Source organism: Paenibacillus sp. JT31N11 (genome assembly GCF_056269285.1).
Genome location: NZ_JBWDNQ010000010.1, coordinates 1 through 19,125 on the forward strand (window position 1 = coordinate 1; position 19,125 = coordinate 19,125).

A 19,125-nucleotide genomic window follows, 5' to 3' on the forward strand; every position below is an offset into this window, starting at 1 on the left:
GATTGAAGTGACGGTACCGGCGAAATCGGCCGCCCCAAGTCCAACCGCGGCAGAAATAGCAGCGGAGCTGACCAGCATCGACGCACCTGCGAAGGATGCGACGACCTTGACGCTGCCAAATGTTCCAAGCGGCTTCACGGTAGCGATTAAGAGCTCAAGCAATACGGGCGTCATCGGAACCGACGGCACAATTGTGCCACCGGCAGCGGAGACGAAAGTGGACGTGGTGCTGACGGTCACGAAGACTGCGGACAGCACGAGCGCGGATACGGTCACGATTGAAGTGACGGTACCGGCGAAAACAGCCGCCCCAAGTCCAACCACGGCAGAAATAGCAGCGGAGCTGACCAGCATCGACGCACCTGTGAAGGATGCGACGACCTTGACGCTGCCAAATGTTCCAAGCGGCTTCACGGTAGCGATTAAGAGCTCAAGCAATACGGGCGTCATCGGAACCGACGGCACGATTGTGCCACCGGCAGCGGAGACGAAAGTGGACGTGGTGCTGACGGTCACGAAGACCGCGGACAGCACGAGCGCGGATACGGTCACGATTGAAGTGACGGTACCGGCGAAAACCGATATTCCGTATCAATATCCGAATTCAGGTACTCAGCCGCCTTCAAGCACTGAGCCTGTGACTGAGGATGGAACGACGAAGACGGTTTTGGGTGACGAGCTGAAGGACAGCGGGACAGTGTCGATTGCTTCGACGATAACCGAAGTCAAGCTGCCGTCCAATTCGGCAGAATTGCTGGGAGACAAGCCGCTCGAAGTAGCATCTGATGAGATAACGCTCAGCATTCCATCGGCCGTTATCAAGCAGCTTGAGGGCAAGCTCACCGCTTCGGAATTGCAGGACGGTTCAATATCGCTGACATTAAAACCGCTCAGCAGCGAAGAAGCGTCAGCTGTTCTCAAGCAAGGCGGAAATTCCAGCAGCTCCGTCGTCAAGCTGTCGGGACAAATATACGAATTGAGCTTGTCTATCACTTCAGCTGGCGGGAACATGGTCAAGCTGTCTCAATTCGATCAGCCGATTACCATCCGGTTGAAGGCTGATGCACGCATTAATCCGAAATTGGCGGGAATATATTACATCTCCGACAGCGGAGCATTGGAGTATATCGGCGGACAATATGCGAATGGCGAGTTTGTAGCCCAAATCAGCCACTTCAGTAAATACGCCGTTCTTGAGATCAGCAAATCATTTGTGGATCTGCCGCTTTCTCATTGGTCCTACAGTGTTGTGCAGGAACTCATCGCCAAGCAAATCATTAACGGCACGAGCGCTGCAACCTTCGAGCCTGGCCGAACAGTTACCCGTGCAGAGTTTACAATGATGCTTGTGAAAGCATTGAAACTCACGGAGAAAACGGACATTAGGTTCACGGATGTGGCATCGGACGCTTGGTATGCCGATGCAGTCAGTGAGGCTTATAAGGCAGGTATCATAAAAGGCAGGAGTGAAACGGTCTTTGACCCGAACGGATCGATCACCCGGGAAGAGATGGTCGTTATGATGATGAAGGCTTACGAGCTGCTCCATGATGCCAAGCCGGAAGCCAATGCAGAAACTGCGTTCAAAGATATGGGCAAGGTTTCTCCTTGGGCGGCCGATTATGTCAAGGCTGCAGCCAATCTTAAACTGATCAAAGGCCGCGCATCAGGCGAGTTTGCTCCGAAGGGCGAGTCAACGCGCGCGGAGGCAGCACAAGTCATTTATAACGTAATAAAGGAATAAAGGGCGACGTAGTTTCAAGGGGATGCCATTCGAAAGAATGGTATCCTCCTTTTCTATCAAATCTACCCTCAACCCTGGAGGAAAATCATGCTTGTACGCCCAACCAGAGCTATTCGAATCACGCTGATCTTCCTGGCTGCTTTTGCCCTATCCGTGCTTCCTTTCAAAGAAGTGGCAAATGCCCATGCTTACAGTGCAGCCTATAACACCCTTAATTTAACCAAAGAACAAACGGAAATGACCTTTTCTCTCGATGAATTGTCTGTTATTGAGCTGGCTGCCGGCGACATCGACGACAATAAGATGCTGGATGAAGGGGAATTCGATGCTGTAAAAAATAAGATGCTGGATTTCCTTCAAAAAAACATTATTCTCAAAATTGGAGGCGAGCCGCAAGCCTGGTCTGAGATTGAAAGCTTCGTGCTGATCCGTCAGGGAGATGCTTCCAAGATGGCTCTCACTGTCATATATCCGCCTGTCACTGCTTCCCAGTCGATATCCTTAACGGATAATTTGTACAAGGAGGATAGTAAAACCAACTATGTGGATTTGCTGACCGTCAACTATGGAACGCAGAAAAGCACATCGGCCTTATCGGCCAACAACCGCACCTGGGTGCTGCAGCTGATGGATGCAGAATATTCCGGATTGCCGCAGAATCTAAGCGAGCAAGCGGATGCTGCGCCAGCTGATCCTGCTGCTGCATCGGAACAATCCGAAAACGGCGGCGGTGCCATGTCCGGATGGTTCTCCTTCTTTACGCTTGGGATGCACCACATTCTCGGCGGCTACGACCACCTGTTGTTTCTATTCTCACTGCTGATCGCGCGGCAAACCTTCAAGCAGTATGCAACGATGATTACGGCTTTCACGCTTGCGCACAGCCTGACACTAACCTTAACCGTTCTCGGAATTCTTCATGTATCTCCGAAGCTGGTTGAGCTGGGCATCGCCCTGAGCATCTGTTATGTCGCGCTCGACAATATCATCCGCCAAAACGTATCGCACCGCTGGGTGCTGACCTTTTTGTTCGGGCTCATTCATGGTATGGGCTTCGCTGATATTCTCAAAGAAATGGACATTCCCAAGAAAGAAATGGCGGTTGATTTGATCAGTTTTAATCTGGGAATCGAGGCGGTTCAAATTACCATTGTCGCGGTGTTGATTCCGTTATTGGCTCTGCTTCACCGTTATAAATATGCCAGACAATATGTTCTTGCAGGTTCCGGAGTGGCGCTTGTTCTAGGTGGAGTATGGCTGTTTGAACGGGCGTTCACAGGATAAGGCAGGAAGCGGCCCAGGAGGGGATACGATTGCACCAAGCTGCTGCTCAGACACAACCGCGCAAATCGAACGCAGGGTTGTTTGCAGTCTTGTTTCTTTCCGTAATCTGCGTTCTCTATTACTTCTCGAGCCATACACCGGGAGAAGCCTTGAGAGAGCCCAGATTGCAAATATTTAAAACCTTGTTTGTCAGCGTTATATTGGAGGCGCTGCCCTTTATCCTGATCGGCGTGCTTGTTTCCGCTGTTCTTCAGGTTTATGTTTCGGACGCATTCATCCGCAGATTGATTCCAAGAAATCCGCTGCTGGGCATACTTGTGGCAGGACTCATCGGGATCATTTTCCCCATTTGCGAGTGCGGAATGGTTCCGGCAGTAAGGAATTTGATTCGAAAAGGGATGCCCCTTCATGCAGCGTCAGCTTTTATTCTGGTCGGACCGATCCTGAATCCCATCGTCTTCTGGTCTACCTGGACGGCTTTTCGCAGCCGCCCGGAAATCGTTTGGGCCCGGATGGGACTTGCTTTAGCCGTGGCGCTTGTCGTCGGGTTGATCGTATACCGCTATGTGCGGACGGACGTGCTGAGAGGAAGCGGATCGCAGAATCATCATCAGGATCAGGATAACGACGACCATAGCGATCATACCCATATTCACAATCACGCCCATGATCATGCCCATCACCATGCTCATTCCCCGGCCCGGAGCAAGCTGGCAGATTTAATGGGGCATTCGGTAAGCGAGTTTTTTGACATGGGCAAGTATCTGATGTTTGGCGCGATGCTGGTAGCATTGCTTCAAACTTTCGTTGCGCAGAACAGCTTGCTCGCTTTAGGGCATGTCCAGGGGAGTTCCAACCTGTTCATGATGGGCTTGGGTTTTATCCTTTCTTTATGTTCGACTTCAGATGCGTTCGTTGCGCAATCCTTCATGACGACGTTCTCCAAAGGGGCGCTTGTCGCATTTATGGTATTCGGACCCATGTTAAATCTTAAAAGCCTGCTGATGATGCTGGCGGTATTCAAAACGAAGTTCGTCCTGATGCTGGCTTCCCTCGTATTCGTATTTGTCTATGCGGGTTCATGGGCGCTTGAAGCCTGGGTGCTGAAGTGAGGGGGATCAGATGAAATACCAATGGAATTTATTGCATCACGGTTTAAAGGCACTCATTATGACAGGCTTCTCGGCGTTGATTTTATATCTGGTGTTTTCCGGGAATATCCTGCTCTACATTGCGCCCCATCTCATCATTTATGTGGATATAGCTTCGGGAGGGCTGTTGATTATGGCGGGCTTCCAATGGTATTTGGCCGTCATGTCCATTCGTAACCCTGCAGCCGCTTGCGACTGCGGGCATGACCATGATCATGACGGGCATACTCATGAGCCTCCGCGTTCTCTGCTCAAAAATGTGATAATCTACGGACTGTTTGTGCTTCCGCTTGTATTCGGCGGACTGCTGCCCAATACAGCGCTTGCGGGCTCGCTTGCCAAAAACAAGGGAATGAATCTCGGCGGCGGCGCGGCTGCGGGTGGAGCTCCGGCAGAGCTGGTAGAGTTGGACGGCGATGCCGATCCTGTTTTAAAGCAATTGTTCAAAACAGACGTGTACAATAAAGATTACGCGAAGCTTGGAATCCTGCTGTATCAGCAGGATGTTATTGAGATGAAGGACGAGTGGTTTATCGAGAAGCTTCAGGCGATGAATACCTTTGTCGATAACTTCCAGGACAGGACGATAACGATCTCGGGTTTTGTATACCGTCAGAAGGGACTGGCCGGGAACCAGTTTATTGTCGGGAGAATGGCGATGACCCACTGCATAGCGGATATTTCTCCATATGGAATCATTGCGGAGTCTGCCGATGCGGCCAAGTACAAGGACGACAGCTGGATTTCCATCACGGGAACGATTGGCCAGACGGTCTTCGACGGTCTGAAGGTCATCAAGATTAATATCGATTCCATCAAGCCGGCTGCGGCTCCGGAAGTGCCGTATGTATATCCGGATTGGGATTTCGCTTCGAAAATCTAAACGTATGGGCTCTGGCAACCAGAGGAGGACAAATACATGGTGCTCAGTATTAGCAGCCTGGCGATCATTTGGCTGGCAGCAGGTTATCTATTGTTATTAATCAGGCGGCGCAGAGAAAGCATGCCGCAAGCTTCGGCGAAGCTGATCGCTGCCGTCCTGAACATTCTGGCAAGCGCGTCGGTCGGCATCGTCTCCATACAGGTTTTTGAATACAATCTGGCAATATCGATGGCCTTCTCCTTATGCTGCGCCTGGGTGCTCGGATATTTAAGCGGCATACGTTACGGATTGCTGTTCTCCGCACAGGCGGCTCTGCTCGGAAGTATCGGGACGCTTGCTTCCGTAACTTTAGGATTGCTGTTCTTCTCGTCCGGCAAAGTCGTGTTTGCCGTCGATGTCGTATACATTATTTTGCTTGTGCTGCTGCAAAAAGCGATGGATTGGCAAGCCGCCAAACCGCCGCGAAAGAAGCTGCCGACTACTGAAGGCAATCAGCCGCGGAAGCTGCCGGTATGGACGACAGGACTGCTGGGCGCTGTCGTTGTCGTGATGGCAGCACTTATCCTTGTTAATCAGGACCGGATTTCGGTCGGACAACTGGGCCTCAAGAAATCGCAGCAGGCCGCATATGATGAAGACAATAACCTTCAGATGGCGCAAATTACAGTAAACACGACCGGATTCAATCCTCAAAATACCGATTTTGCAACGGGCTCTATGATTAAAGCGGTGCTTCATGTCGAGTCTGGCGCCGGCAATAACCTCCGATTGATCTCGCAGGATTTGAATATCGACGCTCCTTTAAAACAGGGCGACAATCTGTTTGTGTTCAACAAGCCCCTGCCCGGAGTCTACAATTTCGCGCTGAGCGACGGACGGTTCAAAGGTACGTTCACCGTCAAATAAGAGCTATTTCAGACCTCCGTTATGACGGTGGAGGCTTCGCCGAACTTGTCCGTTACCGTACCGAAAGCAGTGGAATGGCTTTCTTGGCGTTTCCGCTCATTTTATAATAAGGGGGCGCTGTTCGTAAGTCATCTTATTCACTCGCTCCTGTTTCTTATCGATTGCGGGCATTCGCAGGAAAAACCCCGGAATCCGAAGATTCCGGGGTTTGGACATAAAGACTTGGCTTCAGCCTCCAAAGGGAGGCGGAGCTGATTCCTCCAGCCTTATTTCAGCACAGGCGGGACGCGGTAATGGGTAGCCTGTTCGAACGAATAGGCCACCTTAATCAAAGTCGGCTCGCTGTAAGCCATACCCGCAAAGGTAACGGCAACCGGTTTGCCTTCCTTCGTGTAGCCTGCCGGAACAGTGATCGATGGATATCCGGCTTTTGCCGAAATGCCCGCATTCCGGGTATTCGGGAAGAGCAGCGCATCCAGGTTGTGTTTGTTCATGGTAAAGTCAATGCCCTCGGTCCGGGACAAACGCAAGTCCTTGAGACGATCCCGGATATACTGCGATTCCGTCAAGGTTCCGCTCGTAGCGTCGGAATCCGTCAGCAGCGTATGGCCGTATTTCAGGTTATCCACGGAATTCTTATTGTCAAACTCAATAATGTCCGTCAATGTCTTCATCGGAGAGTCTGCCTCCAGGCTGCTCAGGTAAGCATTCATATCCCCCTTGAATTCATACATGAAGACGGATGAGCTGAACTGGGCTAATTCATTGGCTGAAGGGATATTCGCATAATCGACGATAACGGCGCCTTGTGCCTTCAAGTCTGCTACCACTTTGTCAAATATGGCTTTCTCTTCATCCGTAATTCCGGATGTGTAATAGTATTCTCTCGGAATCCCGATGCGTGCGCCCTCCAGCCCGTCAATATCCAAAAATTGCGTGTAGTCCGAATAGGATTTATTCACGCTGGCGGAGGTGATAGGGTCCTTGTCATCCACGCCTGTCAGGGCCCCCAGGAGAACGGCGGCATCCGCCACAGTGCGGGCGATCGGGCCGGCCGTATCCTGACTATGGGCAAGCGGGACGATCCCGTCCCTGCTGACAAGACCAACTGTCGGTTTGATGCCGACAACCGAATTATTATAGGCGGGACTCAGAATGGAACCCGAGGTTTCGGTTCCGATCGCGATCGCGGTCAAATTGGAGGATACCGAAACACCTGATCCGGAGCTGGAGCCGCCGGTGCCGAAGACGCCCGGTTTGTACGGATTGAGCACCTGGCCTCCGCGGGAGCTGTATCCGCCCGGCATGCCTCTTGTCTTATAATTGGCGAATTCGGTCATGTTGGCCTTGCCCAGAATGACGGCTCCGGCTTCGCGCAGCTGCTTGGCCACGAAGGAATCGTCGGGGGCGAACGAATGGGCGAGGGCCAGGGAACCGGCGCTTGTGTGCAGCTTGTCACCGGTATCAATATTATCTTTGAGCAGAATCGGGATGCCATGAAGCGGTCCGCGTTGTCCCTTCGTGGCCCGTTCAACATCAAGCGCTTCCGCTATGGCCAGGGCATCCGGATTGATTTCGAGAACAGAGTTCAGCTTCGGGCCTTCTTTATCGTAGGCTGCGATGCGTTCCAAATACATGGAAACAAGCTCGACAGAGGTCAACTTTCCCGATGCCATTGCAGACTGCATGTCAGCGACAGTCGCCTCTTCAATCTTGAATGTCATGGCGGGAGCGGCAAATGAAACCGAGGATAGAGGCACGAGGGCAATCAAAATAATGGCAGTGAGCGTGAAAAGTTTTTTTTTCAATTTCATTCCTCCATGATATGTAGTTTTTCTTACATGAAAACAAGGAAACGGGATCGAAAAGGCCGGAACTGAACTCTTCACCTCCATAATATGAAATTTTGTTTTTATTATGTCAGATTATATGTCATCAAGTGTTATTATTATAGGAATAGAATCATCGAATTGACAAACCGAATAAAACTCGATGTAAGCGGATACAAGTGTATCAATCATTGATTTGCTTACAATTGGTAAGCTATCCCTCTTTTATTACAGATAATTCCTGAATTTGGTTGGGGCACGCAGCGGTCTCCCGAAATAAACAAGCAATCTTCTTTACAAAATAACAAGATTTATTATACGTGATAAGGATTGACAGGTTTATTGCTTTGGTATATTGTTATAACCAGTTAAAGAGGGTATATTGTTATAACCACCTAAAGAGAAATACCAAAGGATATATACCTTGCCTGAAATCAAAATTTTATGGAGGAATGGTTGTGTTAGATGAATCATTGCCGGTGACTTTGCAATATCAGTTGCGCAGCAAACTGCACGAAAAAATCGAAAACAGATTCTGGTCCCCGGGCTCCCAAATTCCAAGCGAGCGGGAGCTGTGCGACGAATATGGAGTCAGCCGAATTACAGTGCGGGAAGTGCTCAAGGAATTGGTGCAGGAAGGCTATCTGGTCCGAAAGCAGGGCAAAGGTACCTTTGTATCATTGCCCAAATTCGTGAACGAGCTCTCGAGCACTTACAGCTTATCTCACGAAATTGAGAAGGAAGGATTGTCTTCCAATTTCCAGCTTCTCAGTTTCAAGAAGTGCAGCCCCACAAGTGCCTTGCAGCAAATATTCGGCATATCCGACACCGATAGTGTATATGAAATTACGCGACTGCGGTTAATCGGCAGCGAGTTGTTTGCCTGGGAAAGGGCGTATACACCTTGCTCTCTCATGGAGGGGGCGGATGAGGAGCAGCTGGAGAAGGAGGGTTTGTACTTCACGATTTTCCGTTGTTCGGGACTGATGGCGGAGGAGGCTGAGGTGGAGTCCGAAGCCGTTAATTGCCCGGCCGATATCGCAAAATTGCTTCAGCTTAAGAAAAACACGGCCGTCCTGCATCTTACGCGGGTGACGACAGCCCAGAACCGACCCGTCGAATACTGTGAAAGCTATATCCGCAGTGATACTTACAAATACAAGTATAAGCAAACGTTGAGAAAAAAAGCGCACTACGACGGCGCATATTCGGAGCATACGGACGGACGGTAGATCGACGAAGACCGGTTTTCGGGGATGATAAAATCCAGGTCGTTCATAGAACGGCCGGATTTTTCTGAATATAGCTTTGGAGAAACAAAGTGGAAGGGGGAGTTCTTTGCAGAAATATCATAGAGAACACAGATTGCCGGGGCAGTCCAATCGCGATAGTAATAAGCATTAATATCAGAATATTGTGAAAATTTGTATAATTCAGACTTTAAAGTTGATCCGAGGAGTACAAACCAATCTACTAGGAGGTATTTGCTTGAAAAAAGCTTTATCCAGCGTCATGGTTATCCTACTGCTGATTGTGATTGTAGCTGCTTCGCTGACCGCCTGCAGCGAGAATGACTTATCTCCGTCCAACGAGACGAATACGAGTACGAATACACCCGCTTCCGGCTCAGGAACGGGCAACGCGGACCCGCTGAATGAAACGGGGCTTCCGATCGTGAACAAGCCGATTACGCTGTCCGCTATGGTCTTGTTAAGCCCGGCACAGCCGACGGAATGGAATGACATCATGGTCTGGCAGGAATACGAGAAGATGACCGGCATCCATATCGACTGGGATGAAAATACGAGTGCGGATATAACGGAAAAAAGAAATTTGGCGCTCGCCAGTGACCAGCTTCCGGATATTTTCTTCCGAACGAAAATGCCAGACAATGATATCGACAAATACGGCGCAGACGGCTCCTTCCTCAAATTAAACGATCTAATCGACAAATATGCGCCGAATTTCAAAGCGGTCATGGAGAAGTATCCGGATGTAAAAAAAGGAATTGCTACTGCGGACGGCAGTATCTACGCATTGCCAAACCTCACCGATTCTCCGAGCATCGAGATTACGAAAAAGCTGTTTCTCAATGAGAGCTGGCTGAAGAAGATTGGCAAACAGATGCCGACGACGACGGACGAGCTGTACGACGTATTGAAGGCATTCCGCGACGGAGATCCGAACGGCAATGGGAAACAGGATGAAGTTCCGCTCACGGCCGATTCTCTCGACGACATTATGCTGGTATTGCAGGGCGCCTTCGGGGTTGGCGACAAGGGCACGGGGAACGGCAGCTGGGATGCCGATTCCGATTCGGGAGAGCTGCGCTACTTCCCCGCCAGCCAAAACTACAAGGAGCTGCTGGCTTACCTGCATAAGCTGTATTCGGAACATTTGATCGACAAGGAGATTTTCACAAACAGCGGCACGAACGTGCTGGCGAAAAATGAGCAAAATCAGGTCGGGAGCTTCTCGTTCAGCAATGTCATTGCCCGGGCCAATACGAACGCGGACGACTTTGCCGGTCTTGACAAAGCGCTTGCCGGTCCGAATGGAGACCAGCTTTATACAAGCGCCCGCGGACATATCGGTGCCAGAGGCGCCTTCATGATCAGCAAAACGAACAAATACCCCGAAGCGTCCATGCGCTGGATCGATTACTTCTATAGCGACGAAGGGATCAGAATGCTGTACCTGGGACTGGAAGGCAAGACTTATCAGAAAAATGCCGACGGCAAATATGATTTCCTGCCGGAAATCGTCGAGAATATCCCCGAGGGCTCATCCTTCGATCAGGTCGTCTCCAAGTATGTTCCATACGCGGGCGGTTCCTTGCCTACCCTCATTCTTGAAGATTATTTCAAAGGCGGGGAGACCGAGCCTTCGGCCAAAGCTGCGGCGGAGAAACTGAGACCTTATTTACCTGACGAGCTGTGGGCGCCATTCAGCTTTACAGCCGAAGAGTCGGCTGACAAGCTTACGCTGGAGTCGGATATTTACGGTCTGGTCAGCCAGCGCACCGCGGAATTTGTGCAAGGCAAAACATCCCTCGACGAGTTCGATAAATATGTGGGCCAATTGAAGAAAATGGGTCTTGATGACCTGCAGAACATTTATAAAGCTGCATTCGACCGTTATACGAATAGCTGATTGCTGAAGGGGTGCTCACATGACATCAGGTTCGGAGGGAGGAGCTTCCAAAGTTTTAGTGCCTCGCTCTATTCGCAAAAATTGGGATTTATATTTGCTTGTGCTGCCGGTAGTCGTTTATTTTCTGCTCATCAAATATTTGCCGATGTACGGCATTCTGATTGCATTCAAGGATTTCTCCGCTTCGAAGGGGATTTGGGACAGCGACTGGGTCGGAATGAAGCATTTCATTCGTTTCTTCCATAACTACCAGTTCTGGACGCTGATCAAAAATACCGTCGAGATCAGCTTCTTCCAAATCCTCGTCGGCTTTCCGATGCCGATCATTTTCGCTCTGCTTGTCAACGAGGTCCGCGGCAAATGGTTCAAAAAAAGCGTGCAGTCCATTACCTTCATGCCGCATTTTCTATCCACTGTGGTGCTGGCAGGTATGGTTATCGCATTTCTCTCGCCTTCGACGGGCCTGGTGAACAATGTGATCCGCTTGTTCGGCGGAGAGCCGATCTATTTTATGACGGAGCCAGGGATGTTCAAACCGATTTATGTGTTATCGGATATATGGCAGAACATGGGGTTCAGCTCCGTCCTGTATATTGCGGTACTGGCCGGCATTGACAAACATCTGTACGAGGCGGCGATGATCGACGGCGCGAACAAGCTTCGGCGTCTGATCCATATTGCGATTCCCTGCTTGATTCCGACGGCTGTCATCATGCTGATTTTTCAGTTCGGTACGATCATGGATATCGGCTTCGAGAAGATATACCTGCTGCAGAACGAGCTGAACCACACCTCGTCCAGCGTGATTTCGACCTATGTATACGAGATGGGCCTGCTCGGCTCGCAGTTCAGCTTTTCCGCTGCGGTGGGGCTGTTCAATTCGGTGATTAATTTCGGACTGATTATTATTGTGAATCAATTGGCCAAGAGGGTTGGCGGCACCAGTTTATGGTAAAGGGAGGACCGAGCGATGGAATACGCAAAAACAGCAGGCCGGGGAGACCGTCTGTATGATATTACGATATATACGATCCTTACGGTCATTATGCTGGTTACGTTATACCCGCTGCTGTATATTCTAAGCGCATCCCTCAGCGACCCTCTTTTCATCGTAAAGGGGGAGCTGTGGCTGCTGCCGAAGAATGTAACGCTGAACGCTTATGAGAAAGTATTTCAAAATCCCAATATTTTGATGGGCTATCGAAATTCCCTGATTTACCTTGTTCTTGGGACAAGCATCAATATCGTGATGACGACAATGGGCGCGTACCCGCTGTCCCGCAAAGATTTCAAAGGCCGCTATGTGCTTGTATTGATTTTCACATTCACGCTGCTCTTTAACGGCGGTCTGATTCCGACTTATCTGGTCTACAAAAATATGCTCGGATTGTACAACAACCTGTGGGTGATGGTCATTCCGAGCGCCGTCAGCGTATGGAATTTGATCATTATGCGGACTTATTTTCAAACCTCCATACCCTACGAATTGCAGGAAGCCGCCTTTATCGATGGCTGCGGCAATATTAAGACCCTTACGAGCGTCATTCTCCCGTTGTCCATGCCGATTATTGCCGTCATGACGATGTATTACGGCGTCGCTCACTGGAATTCGTATTTTCCGGCGTTAATTTATTTGGACGATCACTGGAGGATGCCGCTGCAGATGGTCATCCGAAGCATACTGATCCAGGAGGATATGGCTTCCATGACCGGAGGCGATGGTGAAAGTCTCGTTGAGCAGCAGCTGTTGGTCGAAGGAATGAAATACGCGGTAATCGTCGTGTCGAGCATTCCCATGCTGCTGCTCTACCCATTGGTCCAGAAGCATTTTGTAAAAGGCGTCATGATGGGAGCCGTTAAAGGCTAAGACAAAACTGTTGAATGGGTGAATAGCGATGAGCGAGATCAATGATCAAGAAAATTTCAAGCAGGCCGTGCTGCTCAGTGAAGGCAAACTCGCTACTGCGGAGCACGAGATCGAAGGCTTCGAAGCGGGCAATGCAATCGACGGCAGGGACGATTCATTCTGGGCGGGAGAGCCTTATTACAAGTGGTGGAAGCTCGATCTGGGCAATTGCTGCGACATCGAACGGATCGCAATTTGCACAGCTGCCGGTCCGGACGGCTATACGCATTATTTTGTCGAGTGCAGCCAGGACAATTTGAACTGGCAAACCGTAATCGAGAAGGAAGACGGTACGGTGTCCGATGATAGAGGCGAGCGGTACGACGTATCCATAACGGCCCGTTATGTCAGGGTCACCGTTACATATTGCTCGACGGGGGAGACCGCGAGGATCCGCCATTTTGAATTGTACGGCCACGAATCGGATATACGGCAAGCTGCGCCGAATAAAGTCTCGCCCGGGAAGTTTTCCGCGCTTGCCTTCGACAATGCATACGGATTCGCCGAAACGGAGGTTGACGATATCGAACCCGGGCAGCGGGACCGTGTGCTGGCCGGCGGGGAAATCGCCAGCTATCTGGTTTACCGCAGCGTGGACTTTACGGAAGCCGGAGTGGATCAGCTGCGCGGACAATTCGGCTTTACGGATCTGGATAAATCGAAGCAAATCACTCTGGAAGCAAGAGTGGACGATCTTAACGGCGAAAAAATAGGCGAAATCGTCCTGTTTAAGCAATGGAAACGATGGTCCATCCTGGCCTGCCGCCTGGAGCATGTCAATCCGCTGCTGCTTACGGGCGTACACGACATTTATCTTGTCATTACAGATGCAGCGCCGGGTCAGCAATTGATGATCGATTGGCTGGCGTTCGTCAAGAGGTCGCCATTGCCTGCACCGAAGCCCTGTCCGGGCGCTTTGCCCGCCCCCGCCGACGCTGAATATGAAATCTATTTTGGCAATTTGCACAGCCATACCGGATTTTCGGACGGGATTGGGGTTCCGGAGCATGCTTACGATTATGCGCGGTATACGGCCGGTCTTGATTTTCTGGCTGTAACGGAGCACAGCAATCTCTACGATCATTATCTGGACTGGGAAAAAAGCCGCAAATGGGTGGATATTCAGCGGATGGCCGACAAGAAAACCGAAGACGGCGCTTTCCTCGCCCTGTTCGGCGCGGAAACGACCTGGTACAACCAGTTCGGCCATATGAACACGTACAATATGGACTTTTTTATAAACGCCTATGAAACGGACTACAACGACATTCCAACCTACTACGAAACAGTGAAGCAATATCCCGATTCGATCCAGCAATGGAATCATCCCTGGTCCTGCGGCAACCGCCATCTGGACGGATTTGCCCCCTACGATCCGAAGCTGGATGAAGTGCTGCATTTGCTCGAAATCAACACGATCGAATCGAAAGAGCTTGGCGGACTCTATTATTATGTGATGGCGCTGGACAAGGGATGGCATGTGGCTCCGGCAGGCAATCAGGATAATCATCACGGGCAATGGGGAACGGAAAATACGCTGCGGACGGCGGTTCTGGTCGACCGGTTGACGAGAGAGCATTTCTACGACGCCGTCCGGCATCAACGCGTTTATTTTACGTCAGCTCTTCATTTGAAGGTATGGTTCAAGGTGAACGGCGCTATTATGGGATCACGCATCCCGCGCAGCGAGACGATTGATATCGATATCAAGGCGCTATTCGGCGTCGATACGCGCAGCCGCATCGTCAGGGCGGAGATCATCGGCGAGCATGGACAGGTGCTCCATACGATCGAGCATAACGGCAAGTCGCTGGCATGCAAGGTTTCGCTGCCATGCAAGGATCGTTATTATTTTGCGAAGATTTATCAGGAGGACGGCGAATTCGCGGCTACCTCACCGGTATGGCTGGATATGGATTGAATCGGGTTCTATAGAAGACCAGGAGGAGATATGATGAAAGGTTCAAAGAGAATAGCTCATTTGCTCTTATCCTTTATTTTGATCATGTTTATGATTTCAGCCCTTCAATTTCCGCAAGCAGCAACTGCGGATGCCGTCATCTCTATCGATAGCCAGGCAGACCTGGAGCAAATCCGCAGCAATCCGTCCGGCGATTTTCAGCTGACGGCCGACATCGATTTAACCGGGGAGTTCCTTCCGATCGCTTTGTTCAGCGGTACATTGGACGGCAGCGGCCATATCATTTCAGACCTGACCATAACGGCGAATGCCAGTCAGCCCAAGGCGGCCTTCATTGTCGACAATGAGGGGGTTGTCGAGAGGATCGGGTTCAGTTTTCTTCCCTGCTGGTAGTGGTGGATCAAGCGTAACGAGAAGCCATCATTTCGGACGAGGGAGACGATGTGGTTGGACAATATATACCATGGGGCCGAAGAATATATAATTCTTCATTTTACTCAACAATACGAAACCTACATTCGAATCATTCTTAGCGCTTTTCTCGGATTCATTATCGGATGGGATCGGGAATCCAAAAGCAAGCCTGCCGGCCTGAAAACCAATATGTATGTATGTGTTGCAAGCGCATTGATTACAATTATTTCCATATACAGCGTAGGGAAGTTCAGCGCATCGTTTGAGCGCACGATGATGGATCCGATGCGTCTGGCTGCTCAAATCGTGTCGGGACTTGGATTTTTAGGTGCGGGCGTTATCCTTAAAGACGGCTTGAAGGTCAAAGGACTTACCTCGGCTGCCATGATCCTATTCGTTGGCGGAGTGGGCATAGGTATTGGCGCCGGTTTTTATAGTCTTGTTATATTCGCAGTCACTTTCTGTATGATTATGGCCAGAATAGCTAATTCAATCGAAAAGCAGAGATATAAAAAATTTCAACCGTTAAACAACCTTAGAAATTCGGATGTGCAGGAACTGACGGAGTAGGCCTGAAAGAAGAGATAACCTCAACGCGAGCGCGTCGGGGTTATTTCTTCTTGTTTTTTCGAATTATGAATGAGGGATCGTTATTTTAGAATTATTCCTTGACATCTCCTTTAATTATGTCATAATGACATTATCGAATTGAAAATACAGAACGGCGGTGATGAGGGTCTCTATGGCAGAAAATGAATCCAATTACGAAGCAAGCCGCTATCGGACGCCGGACGGTGCGCCCACGGATATTGTTATTTTCACTATTGTTTCCACCGAAAGGGGTACGCTCAAGAAATCATTGCCGAAGCGGGATTTGCAGGTTCTGCTGATCCAGCGCAAGATCTGGCCTTTTGAAGGGGCCTGGGCCCTTCCGGGAGGCTTCACGCTGGATACGGAAACCGTATACGACTGCGCGAGGCGCGAGCTCAAGGAAGAAACCGGCGTGGACGATGTACATATCGAATACTTCAATGTTTACAGCGAGCCGGGCCGCGACCCGAGAGGCTGGATCATCTCGCATGCTTTTCTGGCGCTGGTCAATGAGCGGGTGCTGCAAAGGCGCAGAGCCTCAGTCGATGCCGCCGATGTCCAATTGTTTCCGGTAGAGGAAGCGCTGAAGATGGATCTGGCTTTTGACCACCGGCAGATTCTGGAGGACGCCTTGGGCGAGATTCGCCAGCAGATGCTCACGACGACGATTGCCCGGGAGCTGCTGCCGGAGGAATTTACGATCAGCGAGCTTTACCAGGTCATCCAGACCGTCGTGCCGGAATTTCAGGAGCAGAACTTTATCCGCAAGATCACATCCACCCAGAGCCGCCAAGGCATTATTGAGGAAGTCCGGGATGGGAATGGCGGGCTGAAGCAGTCCAATCTGTATTCCCAGCGCGCCGCACAGCTGTACCGGTTCACAGATCTTGAGCCGAGGCTGTCGATATATGGCTAATAGATGAATTTGCAGGCGGCGCCGGCGATTATGAATCAAGGAGCGTGACCCAAGATGATTCAGTTAAACGGAGTGGAACTGGCGTTCAGAACCTTCCCCAACGGTGAAACGCTGGTGGATGGCGAATCGATCAGCGCCAATATTCAGGATCTTAACGCCATATCGTTCAAATACGAGAATGACAGCGATCTGATCAAGCTGATGTTTGTAAAGAGTGTGCTGGATGAACGGGATAAGCCGGCTTCCCTGCTGATTTATTACATGCCCTACAGCCGTATGGACCGTGTGGAGGGCGCATCGGTTTTTACGTTGAAATATGCAGCCAATCTGATCAACTCGCTTCAATTTAAGGACGTTACCGTAATCGAGCCCCATTCGGATGTGACGCTGGCCCTGTTGAACCGGAGCAAGGCGAAGTACCCGACGGTCGAGCTGCTGGAACAGGTGGCGGCTGAGGTGGGCTTCGACCGGGATACGGATTATCTGTTCTTCCCCGATGCAGGCGCGCAGAAGCGCTACAGCAAGGTGAAGGGCTACAAGCAGCTGGTCGGCTTCAAGTCGCGTGATTTCCAGACGGGGGAAATTCAGAGCCTGGATATCGTCGGGACAGTCCCGGCGGAGCCGTTCAAGGTTATTATCGTGGACGATCTCTGCTCCTACGGCGGGACATTCATCAGAAGCGCGGAGAAGCTGAGGGAGATCGGCGCCTCCCCTGTCTATCTGCTGGTCGGCCACTGCGAGAAGTCGATCCACCAGGGTACAATCCTGACAACCGATCTGATAGATAAAGTATTCACCACCAACACGATACTCGATCAAGCCGGTCATGACAAAATTCAGCTATTTGAAATCGGAGGTTTCTAACATGACACAGCCATTCGTCTATCCAGCTACCCTGCTCTGCGATTTCTATAAGGTCAGTCACAAGAATCAATATCCCAAAGGAACGGAGCTGGTCTACTCTACCTGGACTGCTCGCACCAGCCGCCTGGAGACGATCGACCGGGTTGTGGCCTTCGGTTTCCAGGCCTTCATCAAGGAATATTTGATCCACTATTTCAATGAGCATTTCTTCGCCCGTACCAAAGAGGAAGTGACGAATGAATATAAAAGAGTCATTCAATATGCACTGGGCACAGTGGAGCCCGATGCGTCGCATATTGAAGAGCTGCACGATCTGGGCTATTTGCCGATCAGGATCAAAGCGGTCAAGGAAGGGACGCTTGTGCCGGTCAAGGTGCCGATGCTGACGATCGAGAACACGAAACCGGCATTTTTCTGGCTGACGAATTATTTGGAAACCCTGATGTCCTGCCAGCTGTGGATGCCGACGACAAGCGCGACGCTTGCCTTCGAGTACCGTAAAATTCTGGAGCAGTTCGCTAAGGAAACGAATGGCGACACGTCGGGTGTTCCCTTCCAGGGCCATGACTTCTCGATGCGGGGCATGGGCTCGCTGGAGGCGACCAAGGGCAGCGGGGCAGGCCATCTGATTTCCTTCACGGGGACCGATACGATTCCGTCGATCCTGTTCCTGGAGGATTACTATAATGCCAATATTGAGAAAGAACTGGTCGGCACCTCGATTCCGGCGACCGAGCACAGCGTAATGTGCGCACATGGCACGGACGAAATGGCATCCTACCGCTACCTGATCAAAGAGGTATATCCGAGCGGGTTTGTTTCCATCGTATCGGATACCTGGGATTTGTGGAGCGTGCTGGATGTGGTCATTCGCGGCTTGAAGGAGGATATTCTGAGCCGGGACGGCCGTGTGGTCATCCGCCCGGACAGCGGGGATCCTGTTAAAATCATCTGCGGCGATCCCGATTCCACGCATGAGTTCGAGCGCAGGGGTGTGATCGAGATACTCTGGGATATTTTCGGCGGTACGGTGACGGAGAAAGGCTACAAGCAGCTCGACAGCCACATCGGCGCCATCTATGGCGATGCCATCACGATCGCGCGCTGCCGAGAGATATGCGGGAAGCTTGCGGCCAAAGGCTTCGCTTCAACCAACATGGTATTCGGAATCGGATCATACACGTATCAGTACAATACGCGGGATACGTTCGGGTTCGCGCTGAAATCCACCTTCACCATTGTGAATGGCGAAGAAAGGAAGATTTACAAGGATCCGAAGACCGACAGCGGAGTCAAGAAATCGCAAACGGGTCTGGTGCTGGTCGAAGAAAAGGACGGCAATCTGACGTTCACCGACAATCTGAGCGTGGCGGAATATGCTGCGAAGCAGGCGGATGATATTCTTGAAGTCGTCTTCGAGGACGGGAAGCTGCTTGTTGATCACACCATTGCCGATATCCGGGCGAACCTGCTGGCTCATTTGTAAGAGCGGACGGCGCATAACCGTAAAAAACCATCGCCAAGGATTGGCGATGGTTTTTTACGGTTTTTACCCCTTATTGA

At 50.8% G+C, this 19,125-nt stretch carries 16 protein-coding genes; 15 read left to right on the forward strand and 1 reads right to left on the reverse strand.

The window, feature by feature from the left end; all coding sequences use genetic code 11:
• The 5 genes from AC0YNV_RS27470 to AC0YNV_RS27490 form a co-directional block, all read left to right on the forward strand.
• On the forward strand, positions 1–1,744 hold a 1,744-nt coding region (locus AC0YNV_RS27470), incomplete at its 5' end, for an S-layer homology domain-containing protein (protein WP_475770897.1).
• An 87-nt stretch (positions 1,745–1,831) separates the two neighbouring features.
• Entirely contained in the window at positions 1,832–3,028 is a 1,197-nt protein-coding gene (locus tag AC0YNV_RS27475; RefSeq protein WP_475770898.1) for a HupE/UreJ family protein, read from the forward strand.
• Positions 3,029–3,057: 29 nt separating this feature from the next.
• Positions 3,058–4,140, forward strand: a complete 1,083-nt coding sequence (locus tag AC0YNV_RS27480; RefSeq protein ID WP_475770899.1) for a permease — start codon at positions 3,058–3,060, stop codon at positions 4,138–4,140.
• 10 nt (positions 4,141–4,150) lie between these two features.
• Positions 4,151–5,062, forward strand: a complete 912-nt coding sequence (locus AC0YNV_RS27485; RefSeq protein WP_475770900.1) for a TIGR03943 family putative permease subunit — start codon at positions 4,151–4,153, stop codon at positions 5,060–5,062.
• A gap of 36 nt (positions 5,063–5,098) precedes the next feature.
• A complete protein-coding gene (locus AC0YNV_RS27490) occupies positions 5,099–5,968 on the forward strand; it encodes a hypothetical protein (RefSeq protein ID WP_475770901.1) in 870 nt (289 codons plus the stop codon).
• A 266-nt stretch (positions 5,969–6,234) separates the two neighbouring features.
• Here AC0YNV_RS27490 and AC0YNV_RS27495 read toward each other — a convergent pair whose 3' ends face one another.
• Positions 6,235–7,692, reverse strand: coding sequence for an amidase family protein (locus AC0YNV_RS27495; protein ID WP_475771095.1), 1,458 nt, complete (start codon positions 7,690–7,692; stop codon positions 6,235–6,237).
• A 563-nt stretch (positions 7,693–8,255) separates the two neighbouring features.
• Between AC0YNV_RS27495 and AC0YNV_RS27500 the strand changes: the two genes are divergently transcribed.
• The 10 genes from AC0YNV_RS27500 to AC0YNV_RS27545 all read left to right on the forward strand — a co-directional run bounded on the left by AC0YNV_RS27500 (position 8,256) and on the right by AC0YNV_RS27545 (position 19,048).
• Positions 8,256–9,029: a GntR family transcriptional regulator gene (locus AC0YNV_RS27500; RefSeq protein ID WP_475770902.1), complete on the forward strand. Its 774-nt coding sequence runs from the start codon at positions 8,256–8,258 to the stop codon at positions 9,027–9,029.
• A gap of 256 nt (positions 9,030–9,285) precedes the next feature.
• Positions 9,286–10,950 carry an extracellular solute-binding protein gene (locus tag AC0YNV_RS27505; protein ID WP_475770903.1) on the forward strand — a complete coding sequence of 555 codons (1,665 nt, stop codon included), beginning with the start codon at positions 9,286–9,288 and terminating at the stop codon, positions 10,948–10,950.
• Positions 10,951–10,969: 19 nt separating this feature from the next.
• Entirely contained in the window at positions 10,970–11,905 is a 936-nt protein-coding gene (locus AC0YNV_RS27510; RefSeq protein WP_475770904.1) for an ABC transporter permease, read from the forward strand.
• Positions 11,906–11,920: 15 nt separating this feature from the next.
• The gene (locus AC0YNV_RS27515; protein WP_475770905.1) at positions 11,921–12,817 is read left to right on the forward strand and encodes a carbohydrate ABC transporter permease; all 897 of its coding nucleotides are present in this window, start codon (positions 11,921–11,923) and stop codon (positions 12,815–12,817) included.
• A 28-nt stretch (positions 12,818–12,845) separates the two neighbouring features.
• A complete protein-coding gene (locus AC0YNV_RS27520) occupies positions 12,846–14,777 on the forward strand; it encodes a CehA/McbA family metallohydrolase (RefSeq protein ID WP_475770906.1) in 1,932 nt (643 codons plus the stop codon).
• 30 nt (positions 14,778–14,807) lie between these two features.
• Positions 14,808–15,170 carry a hypothetical protein gene (locus tag AC0YNV_RS27525; RefSeq protein WP_475770907.1) on the forward strand — a complete coding sequence of 121 codons (363 nt, stop codon included), beginning with the start codon at positions 14,808–14,810 and terminating at the stop codon, positions 15,168–15,170.
• Positions 15,171–15,224: 54 nt separating this feature from the next.
• Entirely contained in the window at positions 15,225–15,761 is a 537-nt protein-coding gene (locus tag AC0YNV_RS27530) for an MgtC/SapB family protein (RefSeq protein ID WP_475770908.1), read from the forward strand.
• A gap of 172 nt (positions 15,762–15,933) precedes the next feature.
• Positions 15,934–16,698, forward strand: coding sequence for an NUDIX hydrolase (locus AC0YNV_RS27535; RefSeq protein ID WP_475770909.1), 765 nt, complete (start codon positions 15,934–15,936; stop codon positions 16,696–16,698).
• A gap of 54 nt (positions 16,699–16,752) precedes the next feature.
• On the forward strand, positions 16,753–17,562 hold the full coding sequence (locus tag AC0YNV_RS27540; protein WP_475770910.1) for a ribose-phosphate pyrophosphokinase: 810 nt from the start codon (positions 16,753–16,755) through the stop codon (positions 17,560–17,562).
• A 1-nt stretch (position 17,563) separates the two neighbouring features.
• Positions 17,564–19,048, forward strand: a complete 1,485-nt coding sequence (locus AC0YNV_RS27545; protein WP_475770911.1) for a nicotinate phosphoribosyltransferase — start codon at positions 17,564–17,566, stop codon at positions 19,046–19,048.
• The last annotated feature ends 77 nt before the right edge of the window (positions 19,049–19,125 follow it).

Bases quoted from the DNA above. Each gene is read 5' to 3' on its own strand.
- AC0YNV_RS27520 (WP_475770906.1), top strand. From the start codon at position 12,846: ATGAGCGAGATCAATGATCAAGAAAATTTCAAGCAGGCCGTGCTGCTC.
- AC0YNV_RS27545 (WP_475770911.1), top strand. From the start codon at position 17,564: ATGACACAGCCATTCGTCTATCCAGCTACCCTGCTCTGCGATTTCTAT.
- AC0YNV_RS27495 (WP_475771095.1), bottom strand. From the start codon at position 7,692: ATGACATTCAAGATTGAAGAGGCGACTGTCGCTGACATGCAGTCTGCA.
- AC0YNV_RS27540 (WP_475770910.1), top strand. From the start codon at position 16,753: ATGATTCAGTTAAACGGAGTGGAACTGGCGTTCAGAACCTTCCCCAAC.
- AC0YNV_RS27490 (WP_475770901.1), top strand. From the start codon at position 5,099: ATGGTGCTCAGTATTAGCAGCCTGGCGATCATTTGGCTGGCAGCAGGT.
- AC0YNV_RS27535 (WP_475770909.1), top strand. From the start codon at position 15,934: ATGGCAGAAAATGAATCCAATTACGAAGCAAGCCGCTATCGGACGCCG.
- AC0YNV_RS27510 (WP_475770904.1), top strand. From the start codon at position 10,970: ATGACATCAGGTTCGGAGGGAGGAGCTTCCAAAGTTTTAGTGCCTCGC.
- AC0YNV_RS27525 (WP_475770907.1), top strand. From the start codon at position 14,808: ATGATGAAAGGTTCAAAGAGAATAGCTCATTTGCTCTTATCCTTTATT.
- AC0YNV_RS27485 (WP_475770900.1), top strand. From the start codon at position 4,151: ATGAAATACCAATGGAATTTATTGCATCACGGTTTAAAGGCACTCATT.
- AC0YNV_RS27515 (WP_475770905.1), top strand. From the start codon at position 11,921: ATGGAATACGCAAAAACAGCAGGCCGGGGAGACCGTCTGTATGATATT.
- AC0YNV_RS27475 (WP_475770898.1), top strand. From the start codon at position 1,832: ATGCTTGTACGCCCAACCAGAGCTATTCGAATCACGCTGATCTTCCTG.